The sequence below is a fragment of the Sphingobium sp. CFD-1 genome, assembly GCF_024611115.1.
GTDB lineage: Bacteria > Pseudomonadota > Alphaproteobacteria > Sphingomonadales > Sphingomonadaceae > Sphingobium > Sphingobium baderi_A.
The window spans coordinates 2,762,431-2,784,863 of record NZ_CP084398.1 but is presented as its reverse complement, the minus strand read 5'-3'; the positions used below and the strand labels follow the sequence as shown (position 1 = coordinate 2,784,863).

The following is a 22,433-nucleotide window of genomic DNA, read 5'->3' as shown; positions in this document are numbered from 1 at the left end:
GATAAAGACTGGAGAGACATGCATCGGATATAACGCAGCGCAGCAGGATCGCCTGCCAGCGTCCGATCTCTTGTTTTTCCCGTTCGGAAAGTTTCTTCGTCCATGAATGCCATTGTTCCGATCCTCCATAACACAGCCGCCGCCGTTCCGGTCGCGCGCGTGTTGGTGGTCGACGATTCGGTGGTCGTCCGCACCGTCATCGAACGGATATTGAACAGCGATCCGGCCTTCACCGTCGTGCAGAAGATCAATAATGCCGAACAGGCCCTGCATTATCTTGCGAAGTTCCCGGTCGATCTGGTGTTGCTGGACATAGAATTGCCCGGTCAGAGCGGACTGGCGGCGCTGCCTGCCATTCTTCAGGCGTGTCCGCGCGCCAGGGTGGCGATCCTCTCGGGCAATTGCGAGGCGGGAAGCGCCGTTGCTGTCCAGGCCCTTGCCCTTGGCGCAAGCGATATCCTGTCCAAACCGCACAGCGGCAGCTTCGGCGAGCAATTCCCGCAGGCGTTGATTGAACGGCTCAAACGGCTGCTGCATGGCAATTTGCTGGCTCTGCCGGAACGGGAAACGGAGCCGCAACGGTCCCCGCCGCCAATGGCTGTGGCTTCGGCCGCCCTTCCGCTGGCTTGCCTGGGGATTGGCGCGTCGACGGGCGGCATCCATGCGCTGAACCTGCTGTTCGCGGGTCTTTCCGAGCCTTTGGGCGTGCCGATTTTGCTGACCCAGCACCTTCCTGCAAGCTTCACGCTTTATTTCGCGCAGCAACTGGCGCTCATGACCAGCCTCAAGGTCAAGGTTGCAGAGCAGGGCGACGTGCTGGAACCCGATACGGTCTATGTGGCTCCGGGTGACGCCAATCTGCGGCTGCGGCGCGATCTGAGGCGGCGGATATGCGTCCAGCTCACGCCCGAACGCACCCCATCGGGCAATCTGCCGGGTGTGGACCCCATGTTTTCCAGCATCGCGCAAATCTATGGCGCGGGCGGCGCAGGCATCGTCCTCACCGGCATGGGGCGCGATGGGACGGCGGGAGCAAGGGACATCGTGGCCGCGGGCGGCTGGATCGTCGCGCAGGACGAAGCCAGCAGCGTCGTATGGGGAATGCCCGGGGCGGTCGCCTCTGCGGGACTAAGCTGCGCGCTGCTTGAGCCGCGAACGATCATGGCTTTTGTCGCGCGGCAGGGGAAGATACGCTCTTGACGGCCGCCGTGCCTTCGGGATCGTCCATGCAGGATGGCGGCATCCGCCTGTTGTCCGATTTGCTGGAAGACCGGACGGGACAGCGTCTATCGCCCCAGCGGGGATGGCGGGTGGAAACCGCGCTCAAGCCGATGCTGCGCGTCCATGGCTTCAAGGATGTGGAGACGCTCGCGGCGCATCTGGCGCGTCACCGCGATCCGCGCCTGGAGGCGGAAGTCGTCGATGCGCTGCTGAACAATGAAAGCAGCTTTTTCCGCGACCTCCAGATTTTCGAGATGATCCGGGGGCAGATATTGCCGGACATCCATGCGCGCCGGCAAGACCGTCGCTTGCGTATCTGGAGCGCGGGCTGCTCCACCGGGCAAGAGGCCTATTCGCTCGCCATCCAGCTTTGCAACGACGCGGAACGCTGGGGCGATTGGCGCGTGGAGATATTGGCCACCGATATTTCCGCAACCGCGATCGAGCGCGCGCGGGCCGGGATATTCCCCCAAATGGATGTTCAGAGGGGACTGGCCGTCAATGACCTCATCCAATGGTTCGAACCGGTCGCGGGCGGCTGGCGCGCCCATGCCCGATTGCGCGGGATGATCGATTTCCGGCGGGATAATCTGCTCGCCCCCCTTGCGCCCACCGGCGCCTATGATCTTCTGCTGTGCCGTAATGTGATGCTGTATTTCGCGCACGACCGCCGGCAACGAATGTTCGATCTGCTCACGCGGCACAGTCACGATCATTCCGTCCTGTTGCTGGGCGCGGGGGAAACGGCGATGGGGCATGGCGATCCCTTCGTCGCGCATCCCCAATTCAGGGGCGCTTATCGCCGTCCGGTGTCCCTGTCGGCCTGCGCGGGCGGGCCGATGCGGCAGGGGATATGATCGTCAAGGCGGGCTTTCCGCTTCACCATGCTTGATTGACGGGCGGCTCTACGCCATTGTCCCGACAGAAGCCGCTTCATGAAAAGTGAGCCGGAAAGGGCGCGATGATCGAGAGCTTGTGGTGACTGGCCTTTCCCGATGACAGATATTCCGATGATCGAAACGCCCTCGCCCAATTTCGACGAGCGCAGCCTGCCCATATCCCTGCTGGTGCTGCACTATACCGGGATGCCGGACGCGGCGAGCGCGATCAACTGGCTCGCCAACCCGGAATCGAAGGTTTCGGCGCATTATGTCGTGACCGAGGACGGGCAGATCATTCATATGGTGGATGAGGAAAAGCGCGCATGGCATGCGGGTCGATCCCATTGGCGGGGCATCGACGACGTGAATTCCGCCAGCATCGGGATAGAGATCGTCAATCCTGGCCATGAATGGGGATACCGCCCTTTCCCGGAGACGCAGATGAGCGCGCTGATCCCGCTGATCCACGACATCGTGCAGCGGCGGAAGATCACGCGCGGCAATATCGTCGGTCACAGCGACATCGCCCCCGCGCGCAAGCAGGACCCCGGCGAACTTTTCCCCTGGGGGCAGCTCGCCCGCCTGCGCCTGGCCCTGCCGCGCCCGACGAAGAACCTGATGGACCCGCATTGGTCGGACGGCGGTTTCATGCTGGCGCTGGAGCGTTTCGGCTATGATATTGCCGAGCCGCAGGCAGCCGTCGTCGCCTTTCAGCGGCGCTTCCGGCCGGAACTGATCGACGGGATCGTCGACGGGGAATGCCGCGCTATCCTGCTGGCCTTATTGCTGCCCAAACCGATGGGGGATGACTGAGGCATGCTGTGCCTGTATAGGCCGCCGTGCCAGAGGGCCGGGCGACCGCGGCGTGGAGGGGTACTTTCACGGCGAGGAAAGTCCGGGCTCCACGAAATGACGGTGCCGGCTAACGGCCGGCTGGAGTGATCCAAGGGACAGTGCAACAGAAAGCAGGTCGCCCAGTCTTTGAGACTAAGCCTTCGGGCAGGCGAAATTGAAAGGGTGCGGTAAGAGCGCACCGCGTCTCCGGCAACGGAAGGCGGCACGGTAAACCCCACCGGGAGCAAGACCGAATAGGGGCGGCGCGCAGCTCGACTGCTAGGCCTGTTTCGGCCGAGACCGCCCGGGTTGGTTGCTTGAGGGGCGGAGCAATCCGTCCCCTAGAGGAATGGTCGCCTATCCCCGCAAGGGGTGGACAGAACCCGGCTTACAGGCCCTCTGGCATTTTGATTTCTCCGGGGTGGCGTTTGCCGCTCCGCTTTCCTAATTTGGTGATATGGCACGAAACGGGCGATCGAATGACTGGGGCTTTCCCCGCTGGCGCAGTTATGGCGCGACGCGTGAGGCGCAGGCGGTGCGGCTGTGCGATCGGCACGGTTGCGACCGGCCCGGCGATTGCCCTGCGCCCAAATCGCCCAACAGCCGCGAACGCTGGTATTTCTGCGCGGATCATGCCGGGGAATATAACCGCAACTGGGACTATTTTCAGGGCCTCGATCAGGAGGAGCGGGAACAGCGCGAACGGGACGAGCAGCGGGAGGCGAACGGCTATCAGTCGAGCGCCTATCATGGCTGGGGCGGCCCCGGCGATGGCAGCCGTTCGCGCGACGAGCTTAATGCCCTCAAGGCGCTGGAGCTTGAGGATGACGTCGATTTCGAGGCGGTGAAGAAAAGCTGGCGTCGCCTTGCCAAGGAAAACCATCCCGATGTGAAACCCGGCGACGCACAGGCCGCCATCCGTTTCCAGACCATCCAGGCCGCCTATGAAGTGCTGCGCGCGGCTGAAGAGCGGCGGACATGGAAGCCGCGGGAGCGGGCGGATTGAAAGATCATGTCCGGTCGAACTGGTCCAACGCGGTTCTGGTCTGCCGCAAATGCTCGAAGAAGCTGGACGGCGGCTTCGGCCCCAATGGGGATGAACGGCTGGCCAAGGCGCTGCGCCGCCGCCTGAAGCTCAAAAAGGGACGCAAGGCGGCTGCCGGCATCGTCGAGGTCAATTGTCTGGGCATTTGCCCCAAGGGCGCGGTGACCGTGGTCAACGGCGCGGATAGCCGCGAATGGCTGCTGGTGCGGCCCGGCGCGGATCTGGATGACCTGGCCCGCGATCTCGACCTGGCCTCGCCTGCTGACTAAGCAATCAACCGGCGCGGAGGGCCGAAACGGGATGGTCCTGCTGCGCCATCTGTTCAGCGAGCGGATAAAGCATCCGGTTTTCCCGTGTCACCCGGTCTGCCAGCGCGTCGAGAACCGCCCGTGTTTCCGTGCAGAAAGCTGGCCATTCCCGGATCATCCGATCCTCGTTCCATGAGGACATGTAGTGGGAAAAGCTTTCCGCCAACTGCCCGGTTTCGGCCTGGAGGTTCGAGGCGGTTTCACGCGCTTTCCTGTCCGGGCAGTGCTGCATGGCGGGGTAAAGAAAGCGGTCTTCCAGCGCGAGATGGGTCATTAATTGCCGCGCAAGCTGCCAGCGAAGCTGGCTGACGCCGACGGGTTGACTGCTCTGGGTGATGATGACTGCGATCCGCTTTGCCGTTTCGCTGATTTCATCATGCTGCCGACGTAGTTCGGCGAAATCCATTCCATGTTCCCATATTTGACGGAACATAGTCCCCAAAACCGGTTAAGAAAAGGTTCGCGATCGGCCTTATGGATCGGAAAAATCAGGAAAAACGCCCGCCGCGGTCCCGGCGGCGGGCGCAATTCTTGTCAGGCCGGCTGGTCGGCGCGGTTCACGCCGTTGCCGTCAAGATTCTGGGCGGCGAAGTCCCAGTTGATCGCTTCCTTGAGCACGCGGTCGGCATAGTTGGGCCGGGCGTTGCGATAGTCGATATAATAGGCATGTTCCCACACATCGAGGATCAGCAGCGGCGCATGACCTTCATGCGCGACCGGGGTGTCGGCGTCATGGTAGCTGGTCACTTCCAGCTTGCCGTCCTTCAGGATCAGAGCGGCCCAGCCGCTGGCGAAGTGGCCGACGGCTTCGGCTTTCAGCTTTTCGATCAGGGCGTCGACCGAACCGAAAGCGTCGTTGATGAGGTCGAGCAGCTTGCCGCTGGGCGCAGTCTTGCTGGGTGAGAGCGACTGCCAGTAGAAGGTGTGGTTCCAGATCTGTCCGACCTGGTTGAACAGGCCGCCCTTGGACGACCTGATCAGCTCGACCAGCGATTTGCCCTGAAGCGCGGGATCGGCGGCGACCAGCTCATTGGCTTTCACGACATAGGCATTGTGATGCTTGCCATGGTGATAATCGAAGGTTTCAGCGGAAAGAATGTCGCCAAAGGCATCCTTGGCATAGGGCAGGTCAGGCAGAACAAAAGCCATGTCGGAACTCCTCGGGTTCATGATGGGATGACCGCATAACGACGATGCGGCCGGAAGGCTCCCGAGCCACTAGCAGTCTCATCGCGCGGCGGGAAAAAGATATTTTCTTTCAGGCTTGCGGAAATATCCATGTGACAGGGGCGTAACGATACCCTAGGCTCAGGACCCATTGATCCGGGAGGGATGATCTGATTCAGGCTCCGCAAGGAGATTGAACATGAGCGACCTGTACTGGCTGACGGACGAGCAGATGGCTCGGCTCCGACCGTATTTTCCCAAGAGCCACGGCAGGCCACGAGTCGATGATCGGCGGGTGCTGAGCGGGATCATTTTCGTCAATCGCAACGGGTCGCGCTGGTGTGATGCGCCGAAGGACTATGGTCCCCACAAGACACTCTACAACCGATGGAAGCGGTGGGGCGAGATGGGTGTCTTCCTCCGCATGATGGAAGGGCTTGCCGCCGAGGGCGCCGATCCGAAGACGGTCATGATCGATGCGACCTACTTGAAGGCGCACCGCACGGCATCGAGCCTGCGGCTTAAAAAGGGGATCTCGGGCGGCTGATCGGCCGCACCAAAGGGGGCATGAACACGAAGCTTCACGCCGTCACCGATGCAAACGGTCGTCCGCTCAGCTTCTTCATGACCGCAGGCCAGATCAGCGATTATACCGGCGCTGCCGCGCTACTCGACGACCTTCCCAAGGCGCAGTGGCTGCTGGGCGACCGCGGCTATGACGCCGACTGGTTCAGGGGCGCCCTTCAAGAAAAGGGGATCAAGCCCTGCATTCCTGGGCGAAAATCCCGTCTCGATCCCATCAAATACGACAAGCGTCGCTACAAACGCCGCAACCGCATCGAGATCATGTTCGGTCGCCTCAAGGACTGGCGCCGCGTCGCCACCCGCTACGATCGGTGCCCTACGGTCTTCTTCTCCGCCATCGCTCTTGCCGCCACCGTCATCTTCTGGCTCTGATCAATGAGTCCTGAGCCTAATATTCCCGGTTAGGCCGCCCGGAAAATGTGGCGGTGAACGATAATCTGGGGGTAGGGCCATGGCAAAATTCTTCGGAAATCTGCATCTCGTGCTCGCGGCGGGTCTGTTGCTCGCGATCGTCGTCATGTTCGGCGCCCATGCCGGACTGGTGGACGCCAACAGCATATTCCGCTGGCTGCACCTGTTCTTCGGCATCACTTGGATCGGGCTGCTCTATTATTTCAACTTCGTGCAGATCCCGACCATGCCGAGCATTCCGGCCGAACTGAAGCCGGGCGTGTCGAAACATATCGCGCCGTCGGCCCTGTTCTTCTTCCGCTGGGCGGCTGCGTTCACGGTGCTGACCGGCCTGATCGTCGCCTGGCTGGCGGGATATCTCGTGCAGGCGCTGACGTTGCAGGGGCCTTTCCTGTTGATCGGCATCGGCATGTGGCTGGCGCTCATCATGGCGGCCAATGTCTGGTTCGTGATCTGGCCGAACCAGAAGAAGGCGCTGGGCATCGTTCCCGCTGAAGATGCGGCGAAGGCAAAGGCCGCGGCCACGGCGATGATCGCCAGCCGGACCAATACCCTGCTGTCGCTGGCGATGCTCTATTGCATGGTCAACTTCACCTGAACCGGCGTGGCGAGCGCCGGACGGCGCTCGCCATCATCCCTGCGGCGGCGTGGTTTCGCCGATATCTTCGCTGTCCAGCTTGTCCCCGATGTCGAGGCCGTGGCGCATCAGCATCGGGATATTGGCTGCGGCGAAGACGATCGACACGATGGTGACGCCCCACACCTTGACCGCCAGCCATGCGTCGAAGCTCATCGAACGGCGCATGACTTCATTCGCCACGGCCATGCCGACGAAGAACAGCGCCCAGTTACGCGACAGCTTGAGCCAGCCTTCCTCGGTCAGGCCGTCATAGGCCGCCTGCAACAGATATTTGAGCAGCGCCTTGCCGCGCACCAGTCCCGCGAACAGCATCAGCGCGAAAAAAGCGTAGATGATGGTCGGCTTGATCTGGATGAAACTCTGGTCGTGGAAATAAATGGTGAGACCACCGAAAAAGAGGATCAGCAGCGCCGACAGCCACAGCATCGGCGACACGCGGCCCAGCTTCACCTTCGACAGGATGACAGCAATCACGATTGCGGCCATGAAGGCGGCCGTGCTGAAGGTCATCGCGGTGATCGGGTTGCCCGCGCCCCAAAACCAGCCCGCCCCTTTATAGGTCAGGAAAAAGACCAGTAACGGCCCGAAATCGAGCATCAGGCTGAGCGTGCCATTGTGGGCAGGTTTGGGCGTGGAATTGGTTTCAGTCATATGGAAGAACCTTCCGTCATCCTCTCAGCGCGCATAGGCCGTTCCCGCAATCGCTTTCGCCATATCCACGGCGTCGAAGGGGCGCAGATCCTCGATCTTCTCGCCGACGCCGATGGCATGGATGGGCAGGTGATATTTGTCCGCCGCCGCGACCAGCACGCCACCGCGCGCGGTGCCGTCCAGCTTGGTCATGACGAGGCCGGTGACCTGCGCCACCTCCTTGAACACCTCGATCTGACTCAATGCATTCTGTCCCGTGGTGGCGTCCAGCACCAGCACGACGTCATGCGGCGCCGCCGGGTTCAACCGGCCGAGCACGCGGCGGATCTTCGCCAGCTCGTCCATCAGCTCGGTCTTGTTCTGAAGGCGTCCCGCCGTGTCCACGATCAGCACGTCGATGCCGGTCGCGGTGGCCTGGCGAACCGCATCAAAGACGATGCCGGCCGCGTCGCCGCCTTCCTTGCCCGCCACGATGGGGATGCCGAGCCGGTCGGCCCAGACCTTGAGTTGTCCGATCGCCGCCGCGCGGAAGGTGTCGCCCGCTGCCAGCATCACGCCATAATCCTGCTCCAGGAGCAGGTTGGCCAGCTTGGCGATGGTGGTGGTCTTGCCCGAACCGTTGACGCCGATGACGAGGATCACCTGTGGGCGCGGGAAGGCTTCGATCTCCAGCGGACGGGCGACCGGGGCCAGCACCTTCTCGATCTCCTCCGCGATGATCTCGCGCAGATATTCCTCGGTCAGTTCGCGGTTGTAGCGCCCTTCGGACAGGCGCTCGCGCACGCGGGCGGCCATGGCGGGGCCAAGGTCGCTGACGATCAGCGCTTCCTCGATCTCATCCAGCGTCTGCTCGTCCAACGCGGCCTTGGTGAAAAGGCCGGTGAGATTGTCGCCGAGTTTGTCGGATGTGCGCTTGAGGCCGCCGAACAGGCGGTCGCGCCAGCTATTGCCGGATTCAGTCATCAAGCGCCTCTTGCGCGATCAGCGCGTCCTTCTCAAGCCCCGTGATGATGGCCCGGACGATGGAGGAGGAGGGGTGCGGCGTCGCGAAGCGGATGGGCGCGAAATTTTCGGCATGGCCGTTGACGCCGTTGCGCTCGACCAGCACGGCCTGGGTCGTGCCGACCAGGCTTTGAAGCCAGCGGCCGCGTTCCTCCGCGCAAGTCTCGCGCAGGCGGGCGGCGCGGGCCTTGACGCGCAAGCGATCTACTTGTGGCATTCGGGCCGCGGGGGTGCCTGTGCGGGGCGAGTATGGGAAGATATGGCCGTGGACGATGCGACACTCCGACACGAGACGCAGGCTGTTTTCGAACATCGCCTCGTCCTCGGTCGGGAAACCCGCGATGATGTCCGCGCCGATGCTGATCTCCGGGCGGGCGCTTTTCAGGCGCTGGACGATGTGGATGGAATCGGCGCGGGTGTGGCGGCGCTTCATGCGCTTGAGGATCATGTCGTCGCCCGATTGCAGCGACAGATGCAAATGCGGCATCATACGTGGTTCATGAGCGAGGATGTCGAACAGCCGCTCATCGATTTCCACGCTGTCGAGCGAGGACAGGCGCAGACGGCGCAGATCCGGCACGCCCTTCAATATGCGTTCGATGAGCAGGCCGAGCGAGGGGCTGCCGGGCAGGTCAGGGCCATAGCTGGTGACGTCCACGCCGGTAAGGACGATTTCCCGATAGCCTGCGTCCACCAGTTGCTTCGCCTTGTCGATCACCGCGCCTGCCGGGACGGAGCGGCTGTTTCCCCGGCCATAGGGGATGATGCAGAAGGTGCAGCGATGGTCGCAGCCATTCTGCACCTCCAGGAAGGCGCGTGCGTGTTCGGCAAAGGCGCTTGCCATATGCGGCGCGGTGTCGCGCACGGCCATGATGTCGGAGACATGGAGCGCGGTGCCAGCGCCGTTCGTGTCGAGCGCAGGGGGGAGGCCGTCGCGCACCCGTGCCCCACCGCCCGACACGAACGGGCGATAGGAACCGGCTTCCATCTTCTCCCGATTGCCCAGCACGGCGTCCACTTCGGGCATGGCGGCGAAGGTCGCAGGCTCGGTCTGCGCCGCGCAGCCCGTCACCATGATCCGCGCTTCGGGCCGCTCGCGCCGCGCTCTGCGTATGGCTTGCCGCGCCTGCCGCACGGCCTCGGCGGTGACGGCGCAGCTATTGACGACGATCAGGTCATCCTGACCCTGCGCCATTTCGCGGATCGCCTCGCTCTCCGCGATGTTGAGGCGGCAGCCCAGCGTGATGATTTCAGGCGTGTTTCGGGAAGGACTGGGCATCTAGAAGCGGGTCCAGTCAGCCTCGCCGTTAAAGACATGAGTGGCCGGGCCGGTCATGCGAATGGTGCCGCCCGGCGTCCAGTCGATCGCAAGGTCGCCGCCGGGCAGGCTGACCGTCACGGGACCAGCCATGAGCTTGCTCCGAATCGCCGCGACGGCGGTGGCGCAGGCGCCCGTGCCGCAGGCCCGCGTCAGGCCCGCACCGCGCTCCCAGACGATGAGGCGCAGATGATTGTCGCCCGCGACTTCCGCGAAATTGACGTTCACGCGCTGAGGAAAGAGGGGATCATTCTCGATGATCGAACCCAGGCGCGGAATATCGACCACATCCAGATCGTCGCAGAAAAAGATGACGTGGGGATTGCCGACATTGACGGCGGCGGGCGCGGGCAGGTCTTCCCAACTGGCGGGCATGGTCAGCGTGTCCATGGCATAAGCCAGCGGGATGGCATCCCAGTCGAAGCGCGGCGCGCCCATGTCGACGCTTGCGCCACCTTCCACGCCCTTCGCGTCGAGCAGGCCCGCCTTCGTTTCGATCCGCACGTCGCGGCCCACGAACAGCGGCACGCAGCGCGTCGCGTTGCCGCAGGCTTCCACCTCGCTGCCGTCCGCGTTGAAAATCCGCATCGACACGTCGGCGCGCTCGGACGCGCCGATCAGGATCAACTGGTCACAGCCGATGCCCGCATGGCGATCGGCAATGGCGCGGGCGCGCGACGCCGTCATCTCGACCGCGCCATCCCGCGCATCGATCACCACGAAGTCGTTGCCGAGGCCATGCATCTTCGAAAAGCGTCCCATGATGGGCGTGCATCTAGTGGGGATAGGGCGGGAATACCAGCCTTCCCTATTGGGCCAGCCTTATCTTATCGGGATTGCCGCGGCTGCTGCCGTCGCAATGTGGCGGGCGGGTTGCGCTTTGGCCGGGGCTGCGCTAAAAGCGCGCTCGCAATCGGGCGGCTCTGCTGTCTGATACCCTGATACATCCATGGGCGCAGGTGGCGCTTTATATGGACGCTGGCCGGCGAGGTTTCGCCCGCCGGCGATTTTGTCGTTTGATGGGTATGCACGGTTTTTCGGGCCACTCGGCCCCATTGAGGTGATGATGTTCGATTCGCTAAGCGATCGTCTGGGCGGCGTATTCTACAAGCTTCGGGGGCGCGGCGCGCTCACGGAGGACGATGTCCGCGCCGCGATGCGCGAAGTGCGAATCGCCCTCCTCGAAGCGGACGTGGCCCTGCCGGTCGTGCGCCAGTTCGTCGACGATGTGACCGAACAGGCCGTCGGCCAGAATGTCCTGCGCTCGGTGACGCCGGGCCAGCAGGTGGTGAAGATCGTCAGTGACGCGCTGACCGCCGTGCTGGGGTCCGAAACCTCCGAGCTGCTGATCGACGTGACCCCGCCCGCCGTCATCATGATGGTCGGCCTTCAGGGGTCGGGCAAGACCACCTCCACCGCCAAGATCGCCAAGCGCCTGAAGGACAAGGAGCGCAAGAAGGTGCTGATGGCGTCGCTCGACGTCCAGCGCCCCGCCGCGCAGGAGCAATTGGCCGTGCTGGGGCAGCAGGCCGATGTGGCGACCCTGCCCATCGTGCCCGGCCAGCAGCCGGTCGAAATCGCCCAGCGCGCGCTCCAGTCCGCGAAGCTTCAGGGCTTCGATGTGGTGATGCTCGACACCGCGGGCCGCCTGCACGTCGATCAGGCGCTGATGGACGAGATGAAGGCGGTCGCCGATGCGAGCGATCCGGCCGAAATCCTGTTGGTGGTCGATTCGCTGACGGGTCAGGACGCCGTCAACGTCGCGCAGAGCTTCACCGCGCAGGTGCCGTTGACCGGCGTGGTCCTCACCCGCATGGACGGCGATGCGCGCGGCGGCGCGGCGCTGTCGATGCGCGCCGTCACCGGCCGCCCGATCAAGTTCGCGGGCACCGGCGAAAAGCTCGACGCCATTGAGCCTTTCCATCCGCAGCGCGTGGCGCAGCGCATCCTTGGCATGGGCGACGTGGTGTCGCTGGTCGAAAAGGCGGCCGAGACGATCGACGCCGAGGAAGCCGACAAGCTCGCCAAGAAAATGGCCAAGGGTCAGTTCGACATGAACGACCTGCGCGGCCAGCTCAACCAGATGCGCCGCATGGGTGGTCTGGGCGCGCTGGCGGGCATGCTCCCGGGCCTCAAGAAGGCGCAGGCGGCGATGGCGAACAGCGGCGCGAACGATAAGACGCTGCTGCACCTGGACGCCATGATCGGCTCCATGACGCTCAAGGAGCGGGAAAGGCCCGCCCTTATCAACGCCAAGCGTAAGATTCGTATAGCCAAAGGCTCCGGCACCACGGTGCAGGAAGTCAACCGTCTCCTGAAAATGCATCAGGAAATGGAAACGGCGATGAAGAAGATTCGCAAGATGGGCGGTCTCAAGGGGCTGGCCAAGATGTTCGGCGGTGGCGGCCTTGGCGGGATGCTGGGCGGCGCGGGCGGTCCCGATGGTGGGGCCGGAGCGCCGGATCTTTCGGGCCTTGGCGGGCTTGGCGGCAACATGCCCAAATTACCGCCGGGTTTTCAGAATTTCATGAAGAAATAAGTGTTTTCAATATATTATAATATTACAGAAAGGTAAGGTTGGTTTATATGGCAACGTCCATTCGTCTTTCGCGCGGCGGTTCCAAGAAGCGTCCCTATTACCGCATCGTCGTGGCCGACAGCCGCGCGCCGCGTGACGGCAAGTTCATCGAGCGCATCGGCAGCTACAACCCCGTCCTGCCCAAGGGCGACGAAAAGCGCGTCATCCTCGACGTCGAGCGCGCGAAGCACTGGGTGGCCGCTGGCGCGCAGCCGACCGACCGCGTGGCCCGCTTCCTCGACGCCGCGGGCGTGAAGGAACGCGCTGCCCGCAACAATCCCAACAAGGCGGAGCCGGGCCAGAAGGCCAAGGACCGCGCCGAGGAACGCGCCAGCAAGGCTGCCGAAGCCGAGGAAGCCGCAAAGGCGGCCGCTGAAGCTGAAACCGTCGAAGTCGTCGCGGAAGCCCTGGACGAAGCGACCCCCGAAGCCGCTGCGGAAGCTGCTCCCGAAGCGCCCGCTGAAGAGCAGGCCGAAGGCTGAACCTCTTGACCGACAAGCCCGTCACTCTGGCCGTCATCATCGGCGCGCATGGTGTGGCGGGCGAAGTCCGTCTGAAGCTCTTTGGCGAGGGCGTCGACACGCTCAAAAGCTACAAGAGCTTCGAGGTGGCAGGGCGCACGCTGACGTTGAAGTCGGTGCGCCCCGGTCCCAATGGCGCGGTGGCGCGCTTTGCCGAGATCGGCAATCGCAGCGACGCGGAATCCCTGCGCGGCACCGAACTCACCATCGCGCGTTCCGCCCTGCCGGACCTGGACGAGGGCGAATATTATCATGTCGACCTGATCGGCCTGCCCTGCATTTCCAGCGACGGTGAGGCGCTGGGCGCAATCGTCACGGTCGAGAATTTCGGCGCGGGCGATATTATCGAGGTCGAGCGCCCGAATGGCAAACGCTTCATGGCCCCGATGCACGCCGTCACGCTGGCCGATGGCCAAGCCGTGATCGAAGCGGCCTTCGCGGCCTGAGCCTTCGGGCCATGCAGACATTTCTGGCCATTCTCTACCCGGTGGTGTTGATCGCGATCGGCTGGGCTTTGTGGGGCGCGCCCTGGCATTGGGCGGTGCGGCTGGCGATCCTGCTTGGCGTAGTGGCGATTGTGCCCGCCTTCTTCATTCTGCCCACTGTCGTCCGCCCGCCGCAGGGCTTTGACGATCTGGCACGCGCTATTGGCTGGTTGGTTCTGGGGGTGGGGGCGGTCGCGTCTCTTGCGGGCATGGGTCTGCGTTGCTGCATGAGGGCGCGATGAGCTTCACCGCGCAGATATTGACCCTCTATCCTGAGATATTTCCCGGCCCGCTCGGCCATTCGCTCGCCGGACGGGCGCTGGCAGAGGGAAGGTGGGTCTGTGATCCCATCCATATCCGCGACTTCGCGGCCGACAGGCACCGCACCGTGGACGATACGCCTGCGGGCGGCGGAGCGGGCATGGTGCTGCGCGTCGACATTCTCGCCAGCGCTGTCGATCATGCGCTGGAGCGCCGCCCTGATCTTCCCGTCATCGCCATGACGCCGCGCGGCGCGCCCGTCACGCAGGCGCGGGTGCGCGATCTGGCGGCGGGGCCGGGCGCGACGATTCTCTGCGGCCGGTTCGAAGGTTTCGACGAGCGTATTTTCGAAGGCCGACCGGTCGAACAACTCTCCATGGGTGACATCATATTGTCGGGCGGAGAGATGGGCGCATTGATGCTGCTGGATGCTTGCGTTCGGCTGCTTCCCGGTGTAATGGGCGCGGCTTCCAGCGGGGATGAGGAAAGCTTCGAAAGCGGCCTTCTTGAATATCCGCACTATACCCGGCCCGCTGAGTGGGAAGGGCGCACGATCCCGCAAGTGTTGCGATCGGGGGATCATGCGAAGATCGCCGCCTGGCGGAAACAAAGGGCGGAAGATGACACACGGCTAAGGCGGCCGGACCTTTGGGAACGCCATATCGGTGTTCGGGACCAGTCGCCCTCTGGCGCGCAACGCGAAGATAAGGACTGAGTTACATGAACTTGATCCAGCAGATCGAGGCTGAAAACATCGCGGCCCTCGCCAAGGATATCCCCGATTTCCGTCCGGGCGACACGCTGCGCGTCGGCGTGAAGGTCGTCGAAGGCGACCGCAGCCGCGTCCAGAACTACGAAGGCGTGTGCATTGCCCGCTCGAACAAGGGCATGGGTTCCAACTTCACCGTTCGCAAGATTTCGTTCGGCGAAGGGGTGGAGCGCGTGTTCCCGCTCTATTCGCCCAATCTCGATTCGATCACGGTAGTCCGCCGCGGCGTCGTGCGTCGCGCGAAGCTCTATTATCTGCGCGGCCGTACCGGCAAGCGCGCTCGCATCGCCGAGCGCCGCGACATCCGCACCGAGGATTGATTCCCTCGCGCGGTTCGTGAGAGCCGTGAACGAAATAGCAGGCGGTGCTCCCCGGAGCGCCGCCTGTTTTCGTTGGCGTACGGAGAACGAATAAGCGGACAGTCCGCCAACTCACCTCAACAAGCGATCAGCCATTCCCAAACGGCAGCAGCGCCTCATACACCGCCAGCCCCGGCTTGCCGTCCACCGCCGCGCCGCATCGCATCAGGAAGGCATGGCGGACGATCTCGGCCTGCTGCTCCAGCCCATAGCGGTGGAAGGCCTTTCCCGGCGCGATCTCATATCCATAACGGCAAAAGGGATGGCGCATCAGCGGCAGATACCATTTGCCGCCGCGCTGGGCTTGCCACACATGGGTCATCTCATGGATGAACAGCCCTTGCAGGTGCAGCGGGCCGCCGCAGAAATCCGCACAGAACAGGCCGCCTTCGGGATGGAACCACAGGTCGCCGTCCGGCGCCATGGTCACGCGCCGGGGCTGGAAGGGCCACCATTTGCGGTTATGCACCCGCACCCGGTGATAAGCGATGGCGTCGCCAAATATCGACCGGGCGAGCGCAATCTCCGCTTGTGTCAGGTTGCGGCTGCTCAATGGTCCTTATGCTCGTCCGTTTTCGCTGCTGGAGCCGCCGCGCCCGGCTTCTGGATCACGGCATCCACCAGCAGGCGGTCGCCATTGGAAAGAAGGAAGGTAAGCTGCATCGTGCCCCGGCTGATCGCGGTATCGTTGACGCCCCACAGCATCAGATGCTTGCCGCCCGGTGCAAAGGCCACCTTGCCCTTGGCCGGAATGTCCACGCTGGAAATCGGCTTCATCGTCATCACGCCGTTCTCGCTGACGCTCTCGTGCATTTCCACCTTCAGCGCATAATCGGTCAGCACGCCGCGCAATTGCACGTCGCTCGCACCGCCATGAGCCACGAAATAACCCGCAGAGGGCGTGTCCTTGTTGGGGCTGAGTCGCACCCAGGCCTGATCGATATAGGTGGGCGCGGGATCGCCGCACGCGCTCAGGACCAGCGGCGCGGCAAGGGCAAGGAAGGGGAGAATCGCGCGCATGGAATGGCCTTTCAGGGACTGTCTCGTTTTCGGTCGGTTATCTAGCTAATCCCGGCAGCTTCTTGTGCCAAGAAAAAGCGCGCCTATATCCGGCATGCAAACGGTCTTGCCTTGGCGCTTTCGTGAGGTATGGGGCCGTCAACCGCTGATAGAAATTGGGGTTAAAGAGGAAGAAATGGGAAAAGTAATCGGTATTGACCTAGGCACCACCAACAGCTGCGTGGCTGTGATGGATGGCGGGAAGCCCAAGGTCATTGAAAATGCGGAAGGCGCGCGCACCACGCCCTCCATCGTTGCCTTCGCCAAGGACGGCGAACGCCTGATCGGCCAGCCCGCCAAGCGGCAGGCCGTCACCAATCCGGATAACACGATTTTCGCGGTGAAGCGCCTGATCGGCCGCCGCTTCGACGATCCTACGACGAAGAAGGACATGGAACTGGTCCCTTATTCGATCGTGAAGGGACCGAATGGCGACGCATGGGTCAATGCGGGTGGCAAGGATTACAGCCCCTCGCAAATCTCCGCCTTCACGCTCCAGAAGATGAAGGAAACCGCCGAGAGCTATCTGGGCGAGACGGTCACGCAGGCGGTTATCACCGTTCCGGCCTATTTCAATGACGCCCAGCGTCAGGCGACCAAGGACGCGGGGCAGATTGCGGGCCTGGAAGTGCTGCGGATCATCAACGAGCCGACAGCGGCCGCGCTTGCCTACGGGCTTGAGAAGCAAGACGGCAAGACCATCGCGGTTTATGACCTTGGCGGCGGCACCTTCGACATTTCCATCCTGGAAATCGGCGATGGCGTGTTCGAAGTGAAGTCCACCAATGGCGACACGTTCCTGGGCGGCGAGGATTTCGACGCCAAGCTGGTGGAATATCTGGCCGCCGACTTCAAGAAGGAAGAAGGCATCGACCTCACCAAGGACAAGCTGGCGCTCCAGCGGCTGAAGGAAGCCGCCGAAAAGGCGAAGATTGAGCTGTCCTCGGCCCAGTCGACCGAAGTGAACCTGCCCTTCATCACCGCCGACCAGAATGGTCCCAAGCATCTGGTGAAGAATATCACCCGCGCCGATTTGGAACGGCTGGTGGCCGACCTCATCAAGCGGACCATGGAACCCTGCAAGAAGGCGCTGGCCGATGCAGGCGTTTCGGCCGCCGAGATCAGCGAAGTCGTTCTCGTGGGCGGCATGACCCGCATGCCCAAGGTGCGCGAGGCCGTGAAGGAATTTTTCGGCAAGGAACCGCACACCGGCGTGAATCCGGACGAAGTCGTCGCCATGGGCGCGGCGATTCAGGCGGGCGTGCTGCAGGGCGACGTCAAGGACGTGCTGCTGCTCGACGTGACTCCGCTGAGCCTCGGCATCGAAACGCTGGGCGGCGTGTTCACCCGCATGATCGACCGCAACACCACGATCCCGGCCAAGAAGTCGCAGGTCTATTCCACCGCTGACGACAATCAGCAGGCGGTGACGATCCGCGTGTTCCAGGGCGAGCGTGAAATGGCGGCGGACAACAAGCTGCTGGGTCAGTTCGACCTGGTCGGCATCCCGCCCGCGCCGCGCGGCGTGCCGCAGATCGAGGTGACGTTCGACATCGACGCCAACGGCCTCGTCAACGTCAGCGCCAAGGACAAGGGCACCGGCAAGGAGCAGCAGATCCGCATCCAGGCTTCGGGCGGCCTGTCCGACGCCGACATCGATCAGATGGTGAAGGACGCCGAACGCTTCGCCGAAGAGGACAAGAAGCGCCGCGAGTCGGCCGAGGCGAAGAACAACGCCGAAAGCCTGGTCCATACCACCGAACAGCAGCTTTCCGAGCATGGCGACAAGGTGGACGCGGCCCTCAAGTCCGAAATCGAAACCGCGATCGCCGCGACCAAGTCCGCGATCGAGGGCGGGGACGCCGAAGACATGAAGACCAAGGCGCAGGAACTCGCCACGGTCGCCATGAAGCTCGGCCAGGCGATCTATGAGAAGGAACAGGCCGCGGCTGCTTCTCCAGATGCCGAAGCGCCGAAAGCGGATGACGATGTCGTCGACGCCGAATTTTCGGAAGTGGACGAGAACAACAAGGCGTAAGGCCCGATGAAACGCTTCTCGACTTCGCCCCGCGCGGACGGCATGGTATCTGACCAGCGCGACCGTTCGGGGCGGAGCCGGGGAACGTGCGCGCCGGGGGCGAGATGACTACCGAAATCGACTATTATTCGCTGCTCGAGGTGGAACGCACGGCGGACGCCACGACCATCAAGAGCGCCTATCGCAAGCTGGCGATGAAATATCACCCGGACAAGACCGGGGGATGCACCGACGGCGAGGCCCGGTTCAAGGCCGTGTCCGAAGCCTATGAGTGCCTGAAGGATCCGCAGAAACGCGCGGCCTATGACCGCTATGGCCACGCAGCCTACACCAATGCCCAGAATGGCGGCGGGGGCGGTTTCAATGGCGGGCGCGGCGCGGGCGGTTTTTCCGATCTGGGCGATATTTTCGAGACGATCTTCGGCCAGGCCGGTTTCGGCGGCGGCGGGGGACGTCAGGCCCAGCGGCGCGGCGCCGACCTGCGTTACGACATGGAGATCACGCTCGACGAAGCCTATCACGGCAAGCAGAGCGAAATCGAGATCGAAGTCTCCGCTTCCTGCGATGCCTGCGACGGGTCCGGCGCGCAGCCGGGCACGGGCGTCAAGACCTGTGGCACGTGCGGCGGTCATGGGCAGGTCCGGGCGCAGCAGGGCTTTTTCGTGGTCGAACGCACCTGCCCGGCCTGTCATGGCGCGGGGCAGGTCATCGAAAACCCCTGCCGCTCGTGCCGGGGCGAAGGGCGCGTGGACAGACCCAAGACCCTGTCGGTCAACATTCCCGCCGGCGTCGACGAAGGCACCCGTATCCGCCTGTCGGGCGAAGGCGAGTGCGGGGCGCGCGGCGCACCTCCGGGCGACCTCTACATCTTCCTGCATGTGAAGCGGCATCCGATCTTCGAGCGCGACGGCACGACCCTGTTCTGCCGCGCCCCGGTCAGCTTCACCACGGCATCGCTGGGCGGCACGATCGAGGTGCCCGGCCTCGACGGCAGCCGGCATGAGATCAAGATCCCGAGCGGCATCCAGTCCGGCAAGCAGATCCGCCAGCGCGGCGTGGGGATGCCGGTGCTGAACGGACGCGGGCAGGGCGATCTGGTCATCCAGGTCGATGTCGAAACCCCGACCAAGCTCAGCGCCCGCCAGCGCGAACTGCTCGAAGCCTTCCGTGAAACGGAAACGGGCGAGGAATGTCCCCAGTCCACCGGCTTCTTCAGCAAGCTCAAGGAACTTTGGGGCGACTGAACCCGGGCCAGCCCGCTGCATTCTCTTCAGGGAGCCGGAAACAGTTTCGCCTGTTTCCGGCTTTTCTGTTCTGCAGATCGATAGAGACATGACGCTGCGAAACAGAGCATAATGCATCTCAGTTCCAGCGAGCGCACATTCCAAACGGACTGGTCGTCAACTTTGACCGGACGACCATCCTACCGCCGCGCCCGGCATGGCATGACCGCCTTTCGCGCAGACTGGCCCACGTCACCGCGCTCTTCGCGCTTCATTACCGCAGCGCGCAATAAAATATGCATGGGGGACTGGTCGTTTCGGGGGGAAGTGGTTACATGAGCCGCCACGATTCCCCAGAGGGACCAGCCGCCGGTCCCGCAGCAGAAAGTGGCAGTTCACATGGATATCCGCCTCGGCCTCACCTTCGACGACGTGCTTCTTCAGCCCGGCGAATCCGACGTGTTGCCCAGTCAGGCCGATACCAGCACGCAAGTCACCCGGGAAATAAGGCTCAACATCCCGATCCTGTCGTCCGCCATGGACACGGTAACGGAAGCGGACATGGCGATCGTCATGGCGCAGCTTGGCGGGATCGGCGTGCTGCACCGCAACCTCTCGATCGAGGAACAGGCGGCGGCGGTCCGTGCGGTCAAGCGGTTTGAAAGCGGCATGGTGGTGAACCCCATCACCATCACCCCCAATGCCACGCTGGCCGACGCGCAGATGCTGATGGAACACCACAGGATCAGTGGCATCCCCGTGGTCGAGGCATCGGGCAAGCTGGTCGGTATCCTGACCCATCGCGACACCCGTTTCGCGGAAAACCCGTCCCAGCCGGTCAGTGAGCTGATGACGAGAGACAATCTCGCCACGGTGAAGCTGGGCGTTGGCCAGGATGAGGCGATGCGCCTGCTCCATCAGCGCCGCATCGAAAAGCTGCTGGTGGTGGACGACGCCTATCATTGCGTGGGCCTCATCACCGTCAAGGATATCGAGAAGGCCGTCACCTATCCGCAGGCGACCAAGGACGCATCGGGCCGCCTGCGCGTCGCCGCGGCGACCACGGTGGGCGATAAGGGGCTCGAACGCACCGAAGCCTTGATCGACGCCGAATGCGACCTGATCGTCATCGATACCGCGCACGGCCACAGCAAGCAGGTCGCGGTCGCGGTCGAAGCGGTCAAAAAAATGTCCAACCATGTTCAGGTCGTTGCGGGCAATGTCGCCACCGCCGAAGCGACCCGCGCGCTGATCGGCGCGGGCGCGGACTGCGTGAAGGTCGGCATCGGTCCCGGTTCCATCTGCACCACCCGCGTCGTCGCGGGCGTCGGCGTGCCGCAGCTCACCGCCATCATGGACTCCGCCGAAGCCGCCGCCAAGCACGGCGTGCCGGTGATCGCCGACGGCGGCCTTCGCACGTCGGGCGACGTGGCGAAGGCGCTGGCGGCGGGCGCGGGCTGCGTCATGGTGGGATCGCTGCTGGCCGGAACGGCCGAAGCGCCGGGCGAAACCTTCCTCTATCAGGGCCGCGCCTATAAGAGTTACCGCGGCATGGGCAGCGTCGGCGCGATGGCGCGGGGTAGCGCGGACCGCTATTTCCAGGCGGACATCAAGGACCAGATGAAGCTGGTGCCTGAAGGCATTGAAGGCCAGGTGCCTTTCAAAGGCCCGGCCAAGGACGTGATCCACCAGCTTGTCGGCGGTGTGAAAGCGGCGATGGGCTATACCGGCAGCCGCACGATCAAGGATTTGCAGGAGCGCGCCCGCTTCGTGCAGATCACCAATGCCGGCCTGTCGGAAAGCCACGTCCATGATGTGACGATCACGCGGGAAGCGCCCAATTATCCGACGCGCTGAGGACGGCGCGGCATGACGCCTTCCGCCCGCGTTCAGGCCGCCATCGAACTGCTCGACGCCATCATCGCCTCCGCGCGCGATGGCGGGCCCGCGGCGGACACGCTGATCGCCCGCTATTTCAAGGAGCGGCGCTATGCCGGATCGCGTGACCGCCGGGCGGTGCGCGATCATGTCTATGACGCGATCCGCCGCGTCGCCGAACGCCCGGAAAGCGGCCGCGCCGCCATGATCGGCATCGCCCATGAGCGCCCGGAGATCGCCGCCCTGTTCGACGGATCGGTCCATGCTCCCGCGCCAATCGAGCCAAGTGAAACAGGCGCCGAGCCGGGCATCATCCCCGCTTGGATCGCCCCCTTGCTAGCCGCGCCTGTGGAGCAGGACGCGTTGCTGGGCCGCGCGCCGGTCGATTTGCGCGTCAACCGGCTGAGAGGCGCGTTGGAGGATGCCCTGCCGCTCCTGCCCGACGCGATGCCAGTTCCCGGCGTGTCCGATGCGCTGCGCCTGCCCGAAGGCGCGCCAGTCGAAAAGAGCGAGCCGTGGCAGCGTGGTCTCGTCGAAGTGCAGGATGCGGGCAGCCAACTTATCGCCATTGCTTGCGAGGCGCGGCCCGGCCAGACGGTCATCGACCTGTGCGCCGGCGCGGGCGGAAAGACGCTGGCGCTGGCCGCCGCCATGGAGGGCAAGGGCACGCTGATCGCCGCCGACACCATCCGCTCCCGCCTTGCCCGCCTGTCTCCCCGCGCCGAGCGCGCAGGCGCGACATTCATCCAGACGCTCCTGCTCGATCAGGGGCATGAAGCGCGCGCGCTGGAAAGCCTGCATGGCCGGGCCGATGCCGTGTTGGTCGATGCGCCCTGTTCCGGCACGGGCACATGGCGGCGCAACCCGGAGGCGCGCTGGCGACTGACTCCCGCCCGGCTCGACAGGCTGGTGCAGGAACAGGCCCGCATCCTCGATTTCGCCGCGCCGCTGCTGGCGCCGGGCGGCGCGCTGGTCTATGCCACCTGTGCGCTGACGGACAGGGAGGGGCGGGGTCAGGTGGAGACATTCCTGCAACGGCATGATGGCTGGATCGCGGACGCCATCGACTTGCCATTGGGGCGGGCGCACGGTCCGGGTTGGCTGCTGACGCCGGGGCATGACGGGACGGACGGTTTCTACTTCGCCCGGCTGCGCCGCGGGCCATGAAAGAGACAATGGACAAGCGCCCGCAAAATGGC

Annotated in this window: 25 protein-coding genes and 1 other RNA gene; 18 read left to right on the top strand and 8 right to left on the bottom strand. The window is 63.8% G+C overall.

The genetic code is table 11. From position 1 onward, the window contains the following. The first annotated feature begins 102 nt into the window (after positions 1-102). From cheB to LDB26_RS14010, 6 genes are all read left to right on the top strand, one after another. A complete protein-coding gene (gene cheB / locus LDB26_RS14035) occupies positions 103-1,200 on the top strand; it encodes a chemotaxis-specific protein-glutamate methyltransferase CheB (protein ID WP_257538855.1) in 1,098 nt (365 codons plus the stop codon). 26 nt (positions 1,201-1,226) lie between these two features. Beyond that, positions 1,227-2,078 (top strand): protein-glutamate O-methyltransferase CheR, encoded by an 852-nt coding sequence (locus LDB26_RS14030; protein ID WP_257542124.1) that lies wholly within the window; start codon positions 1,227-1,229, stop codon positions 2,076-2,078. 138 nt (positions 2,079-2,216) lie between these two features. Next, the gene (locus tag LDB26_RS14025; protein WP_062067955.1) at positions 2,217-2,915 is read left to right on the top strand and encodes an N-acetylmuramoyl-L-alanine amidase; all 699 of its coding nucleotides are present in this window, start codon (positions 2,217-2,219) and stop codon (positions 2,913-2,915) included. Between the two features lie 29 nt (positions 2,916-2,944). Continuing rightward, an RNA gene (gene rnpB / locus LDB26_RS14020) (RNase P RNA component class A) lies at positions 2,945-3,343 on the top strand. Between the two features lie 50 nt (positions 3,344-3,393). Beyond that, positions 3,394-3,942 carry a J domain-containing protein gene (locus LDB26_RS14015; RefSeq protein WP_062067953.1) on the top strand — a complete coding sequence of 183 codons (549 nt, stop codon included), beginning with the start codon at positions 3,394-3,396 and terminating at the stop codon, positions 3,940-3,942. Then, entirely contained in the window at positions 3,915-4,250 is a 336-nt protein-coding gene (locus LDB26_RS14010) for a hypothetical protein (protein WP_062067951.1), read from the top strand. The genes LDB26_RS14015 and LDB26_RS14010 overlap by 28 nt, the downstream gene beginning before the upstream one ends. 4 nt (positions 4,251-4,254) lie before the next feature. On the opposite strand, the gene LDB26_RS14005 is transcribed toward LDB26_RS14010, so the two are convergent. Beyond that, positions 4,255-4,695: a hemerythrin domain-containing protein gene (locus LDB26_RS14005; protein WP_257538854.1), complete on the bottom strand. Its 441-nt coding sequence runs from the start codon at positions 4,693-4,695 to the stop codon at positions 4,255-4,257. Between the two features lie 128 nt (positions 4,696-4,823). Beyond that, a complete protein-coding gene (locus LDB26_RS14000; protein WP_257538853.1) occupies positions 4,824-5,438 on the bottom strand; it encodes a superoxide dismutase in 615 nt (204 codons plus the stop codon). Between the two features lie 217 nt (positions 5,439-5,655). Between LDB26_RS14000 and LDB26_RS13995 the strand changes: the two genes are divergently transcribed. After that, a protein-coding gene (locus tag LDB26_RS13995; RefSeq protein ID WP_156415232.1) for an IS5 family transposase occupies positions 5,656-6,413 on the top strand; the annotation gives its coding sequence in 2 pieces (ribosomal slippage) (positions 5,656-5,989 and positions 5,989-6,413; 759 coding nt in all). A 79-nt stretch (positions 6,414-6,492) separates the two neighbouring features. After that, positions 6,493-7,050: a urate hydroxylase PuuD gene (locus tag LDB26_RS13990; RefSeq protein ID WP_062067945.1), complete on the top strand. Its 558-nt coding sequence runs from the start codon at positions 6,493-6,495 to the stop codon at positions 7,048-7,050. A 33-nt stretch (positions 7,051-7,083) separates the two neighbouring features. Here the strand turns inward: LDB26_RS13990 and ispZ are convergent, their stop codons facing one another. From ispZ to dapF, 4 genes are read right to left on the bottom strand one after another with little or no spacing between them, the layout of a single operon-like run. Further along, positions 7,084-7,743, bottom strand: coding sequence for a septation protein IspZ (gene ispZ, locus LDB26_RS13985; protein ID WP_062067943.1), 660 nt, complete (start codon positions 7,741-7,743; stop codon positions 7,084-7,086). A 24-nt stretch (positions 7,744-7,767) separates the two neighbouring features. After that, entirely contained in the window at positions 7,768-8,706 is a 939-nt protein-coding gene (gene ftsY, locus LDB26_RS13980) for a signal recognition particle-docking protein FtsY (protein WP_062067941.1), read from the bottom strand. Next, positions 8,699-10,024: a tRNA (N(6)-L-threonylcarbamoyladenosine(37)-C(2))-methylthiotransferase MtaB gene (mtaB, locus tag LDB26_RS13975; RefSeq protein ID WP_257538852.1), complete on the bottom strand. Its 1,326-nt coding sequence runs from the start codon at positions 10,022-10,024 to the stop codon at positions 8,699-8,701. Before mtaB ends, ftsY begins: the two co-directional genes overlap by 8 nt. After that, positions 10,025-10,828: a diaminopimelate epimerase gene (gene dapF, locus LDB26_RS13970; RefSeq protein WP_257542121.1), complete on the bottom strand. Its 804-nt coding sequence runs from the start codon at positions 10,826-10,828 to the stop codon at positions 10,025-10,027. A gap of 298 nt (positions 10,829-11,126) precedes the next feature. Here dapF and ffh point away from each other — a divergent pair, with 298 nt between their 5' ends. From ffh to rplS, 6 genes are read left to right on the top strand one after another with little or no spacing between them, the layout of a single operon-like run. Further along, positions 11,127-12,602, top strand: coding sequence for a signal recognition particle protein (gene ffh, locus LDB26_RS13965; protein ID WP_257538851.1), 1,476 nt, complete (start codon positions 11,127-11,129; stop codon positions 12,600-12,602). A 47-nt stretch (positions 12,603-12,649) separates the two neighbouring features. After that, positions 12,650-13,123 carry a 30S ribosomal protein S16 gene (rpsP, locus tag LDB26_RS13960; protein WP_062067933.1) on the top strand — a complete coding sequence of 158 codons (474 nt, stop codon included), beginning with the start codon at positions 12,650-12,652 and terminating at the stop codon, positions 13,121-13,123. A 5-nt stretch (positions 13,124-13,128) separates the two neighbouring features. Next, positions 13,129-13,608: a ribosome maturation factor RimM gene (gene rimM, locus LDB26_RS13955; protein ID WP_257538850.1), complete on the top strand. Its 480-nt coding sequence runs from the start codon at positions 13,129-13,131 to the stop codon at positions 13,606-13,608. Positions 13,609-13,619: 11 nt separating this feature from the next. Next, positions 13,620-13,889: a hypothetical protein gene (locus LDB26_RS13950; RefSeq protein WP_062067929.1), complete on the top strand. Its 270-nt coding sequence runs from the start codon at positions 13,620-13,622 to the stop codon at positions 13,887-13,889. Further along, positions 13,886-14,623 carry a tRNA (guanosine(37)-N1)-methyltransferase TrmD gene (gene trmD / locus LDB26_RS13945; protein WP_062067927.1) on the top strand — a complete coding sequence of 246 codons (738 nt, stop codon included), beginning with the start codon at positions 13,886-13,888 and terminating at the stop codon, positions 14,621-14,623. Before LDB26_RS13950 ends, trmD begins: the two co-directional genes overlap by 4 nt. A 5-nt stretch (positions 14,624-14,628) precedes the next feature. Continuing rightward, positions 14,629-14,997 carry a 50S ribosomal protein L19 gene (rplS, locus tag LDB26_RS13940; RefSeq protein ID WP_062067925.1) on the top strand — a complete coding sequence of 123 codons (369 nt, stop codon included), beginning with the start codon at positions 14,629-14,631 and terminating at the stop codon, positions 14,995-14,997. 127 nt (positions 14,998-15,124) lie between these two features. Here the strand turns inward: rplS and LDB26_RS13935 are convergent, their stop codons facing one another. Both LDB26_RS13935 and LDB26_RS13930 read right to left on the bottom strand, forming a co-directional pair. Next, positions 15,125-15,589, bottom strand: a complete 465-nt coding sequence (locus LDB26_RS13935) for a hypothetical protein (RefSeq protein WP_062067923.1) — start codon at positions 15,587-15,589, stop codon at positions 15,125-15,127. After that, positions 15,586-16,056, bottom strand: a complete 471-nt coding sequence (locus LDB26_RS13930) for a copper chaperone PCu(A)C (RefSeq protein ID WP_062067921.1) — start codon at positions 16,054-16,056, stop codon at positions 15,586-15,588. The genes LDB26_RS13935 and LDB26_RS13930 overlap by 4 nt, the downstream gene beginning before the upstream one ends. A 175-nt stretch (positions 16,057-16,231) precedes the next feature. On the opposite strand from LDB26_RS13930, the gene dnaK reads away from it, so the two are divergent. From dnaK to LDB26_RS13910, 4 genes are all read left to right on the top strand, one after another. Next, positions 16,232-18,133 carry a molecular chaperone DnaK gene (dnaK, locus tag LDB26_RS13925; protein ID WP_062067919.1) on the top strand — a complete coding sequence of 634 codons (1,902 nt, stop codon included), beginning with the start codon at positions 16,232-16,234 and terminating at the stop codon, positions 18,131-18,133. Positions 18,134-18,237: 104 nt separating this feature from the next. Continuing rightward, on the top strand, positions 18,238-19,377 hold the full coding sequence (gene dnaJ, locus LDB26_RS13920) for a molecular chaperone DnaJ (protein ID WP_062069012.1): 1,140 nt from the start codon (positions 18,238-18,240) through the stop codon (positions 19,375-19,377). 378 nt (positions 19,378-19,755) lie between these two features. Beyond that, positions 19,756-21,213, top strand: a complete 1,458-nt coding sequence (guaB, locus tag LDB26_RS13915; RefSeq protein WP_062067917.1) for an IMP dehydrogenase — start codon at positions 19,756-19,758, stop codon at positions 21,211-21,213. Positions 21,214-21,225: 12 nt separating this feature from the next. Further along, on the top strand, positions 21,226-22,401 hold the full coding sequence (locus LDB26_RS13910; RefSeq protein ID WP_257538849.1) for an RsmB/NOP family class I SAM-dependent RNA methyltransferase: 1,176 nt from the start codon (positions 21,226-21,228) through the stop codon (positions 22,399-22,401). Positions 22,402-22,433: the final 32 nt, after the last annotated feature.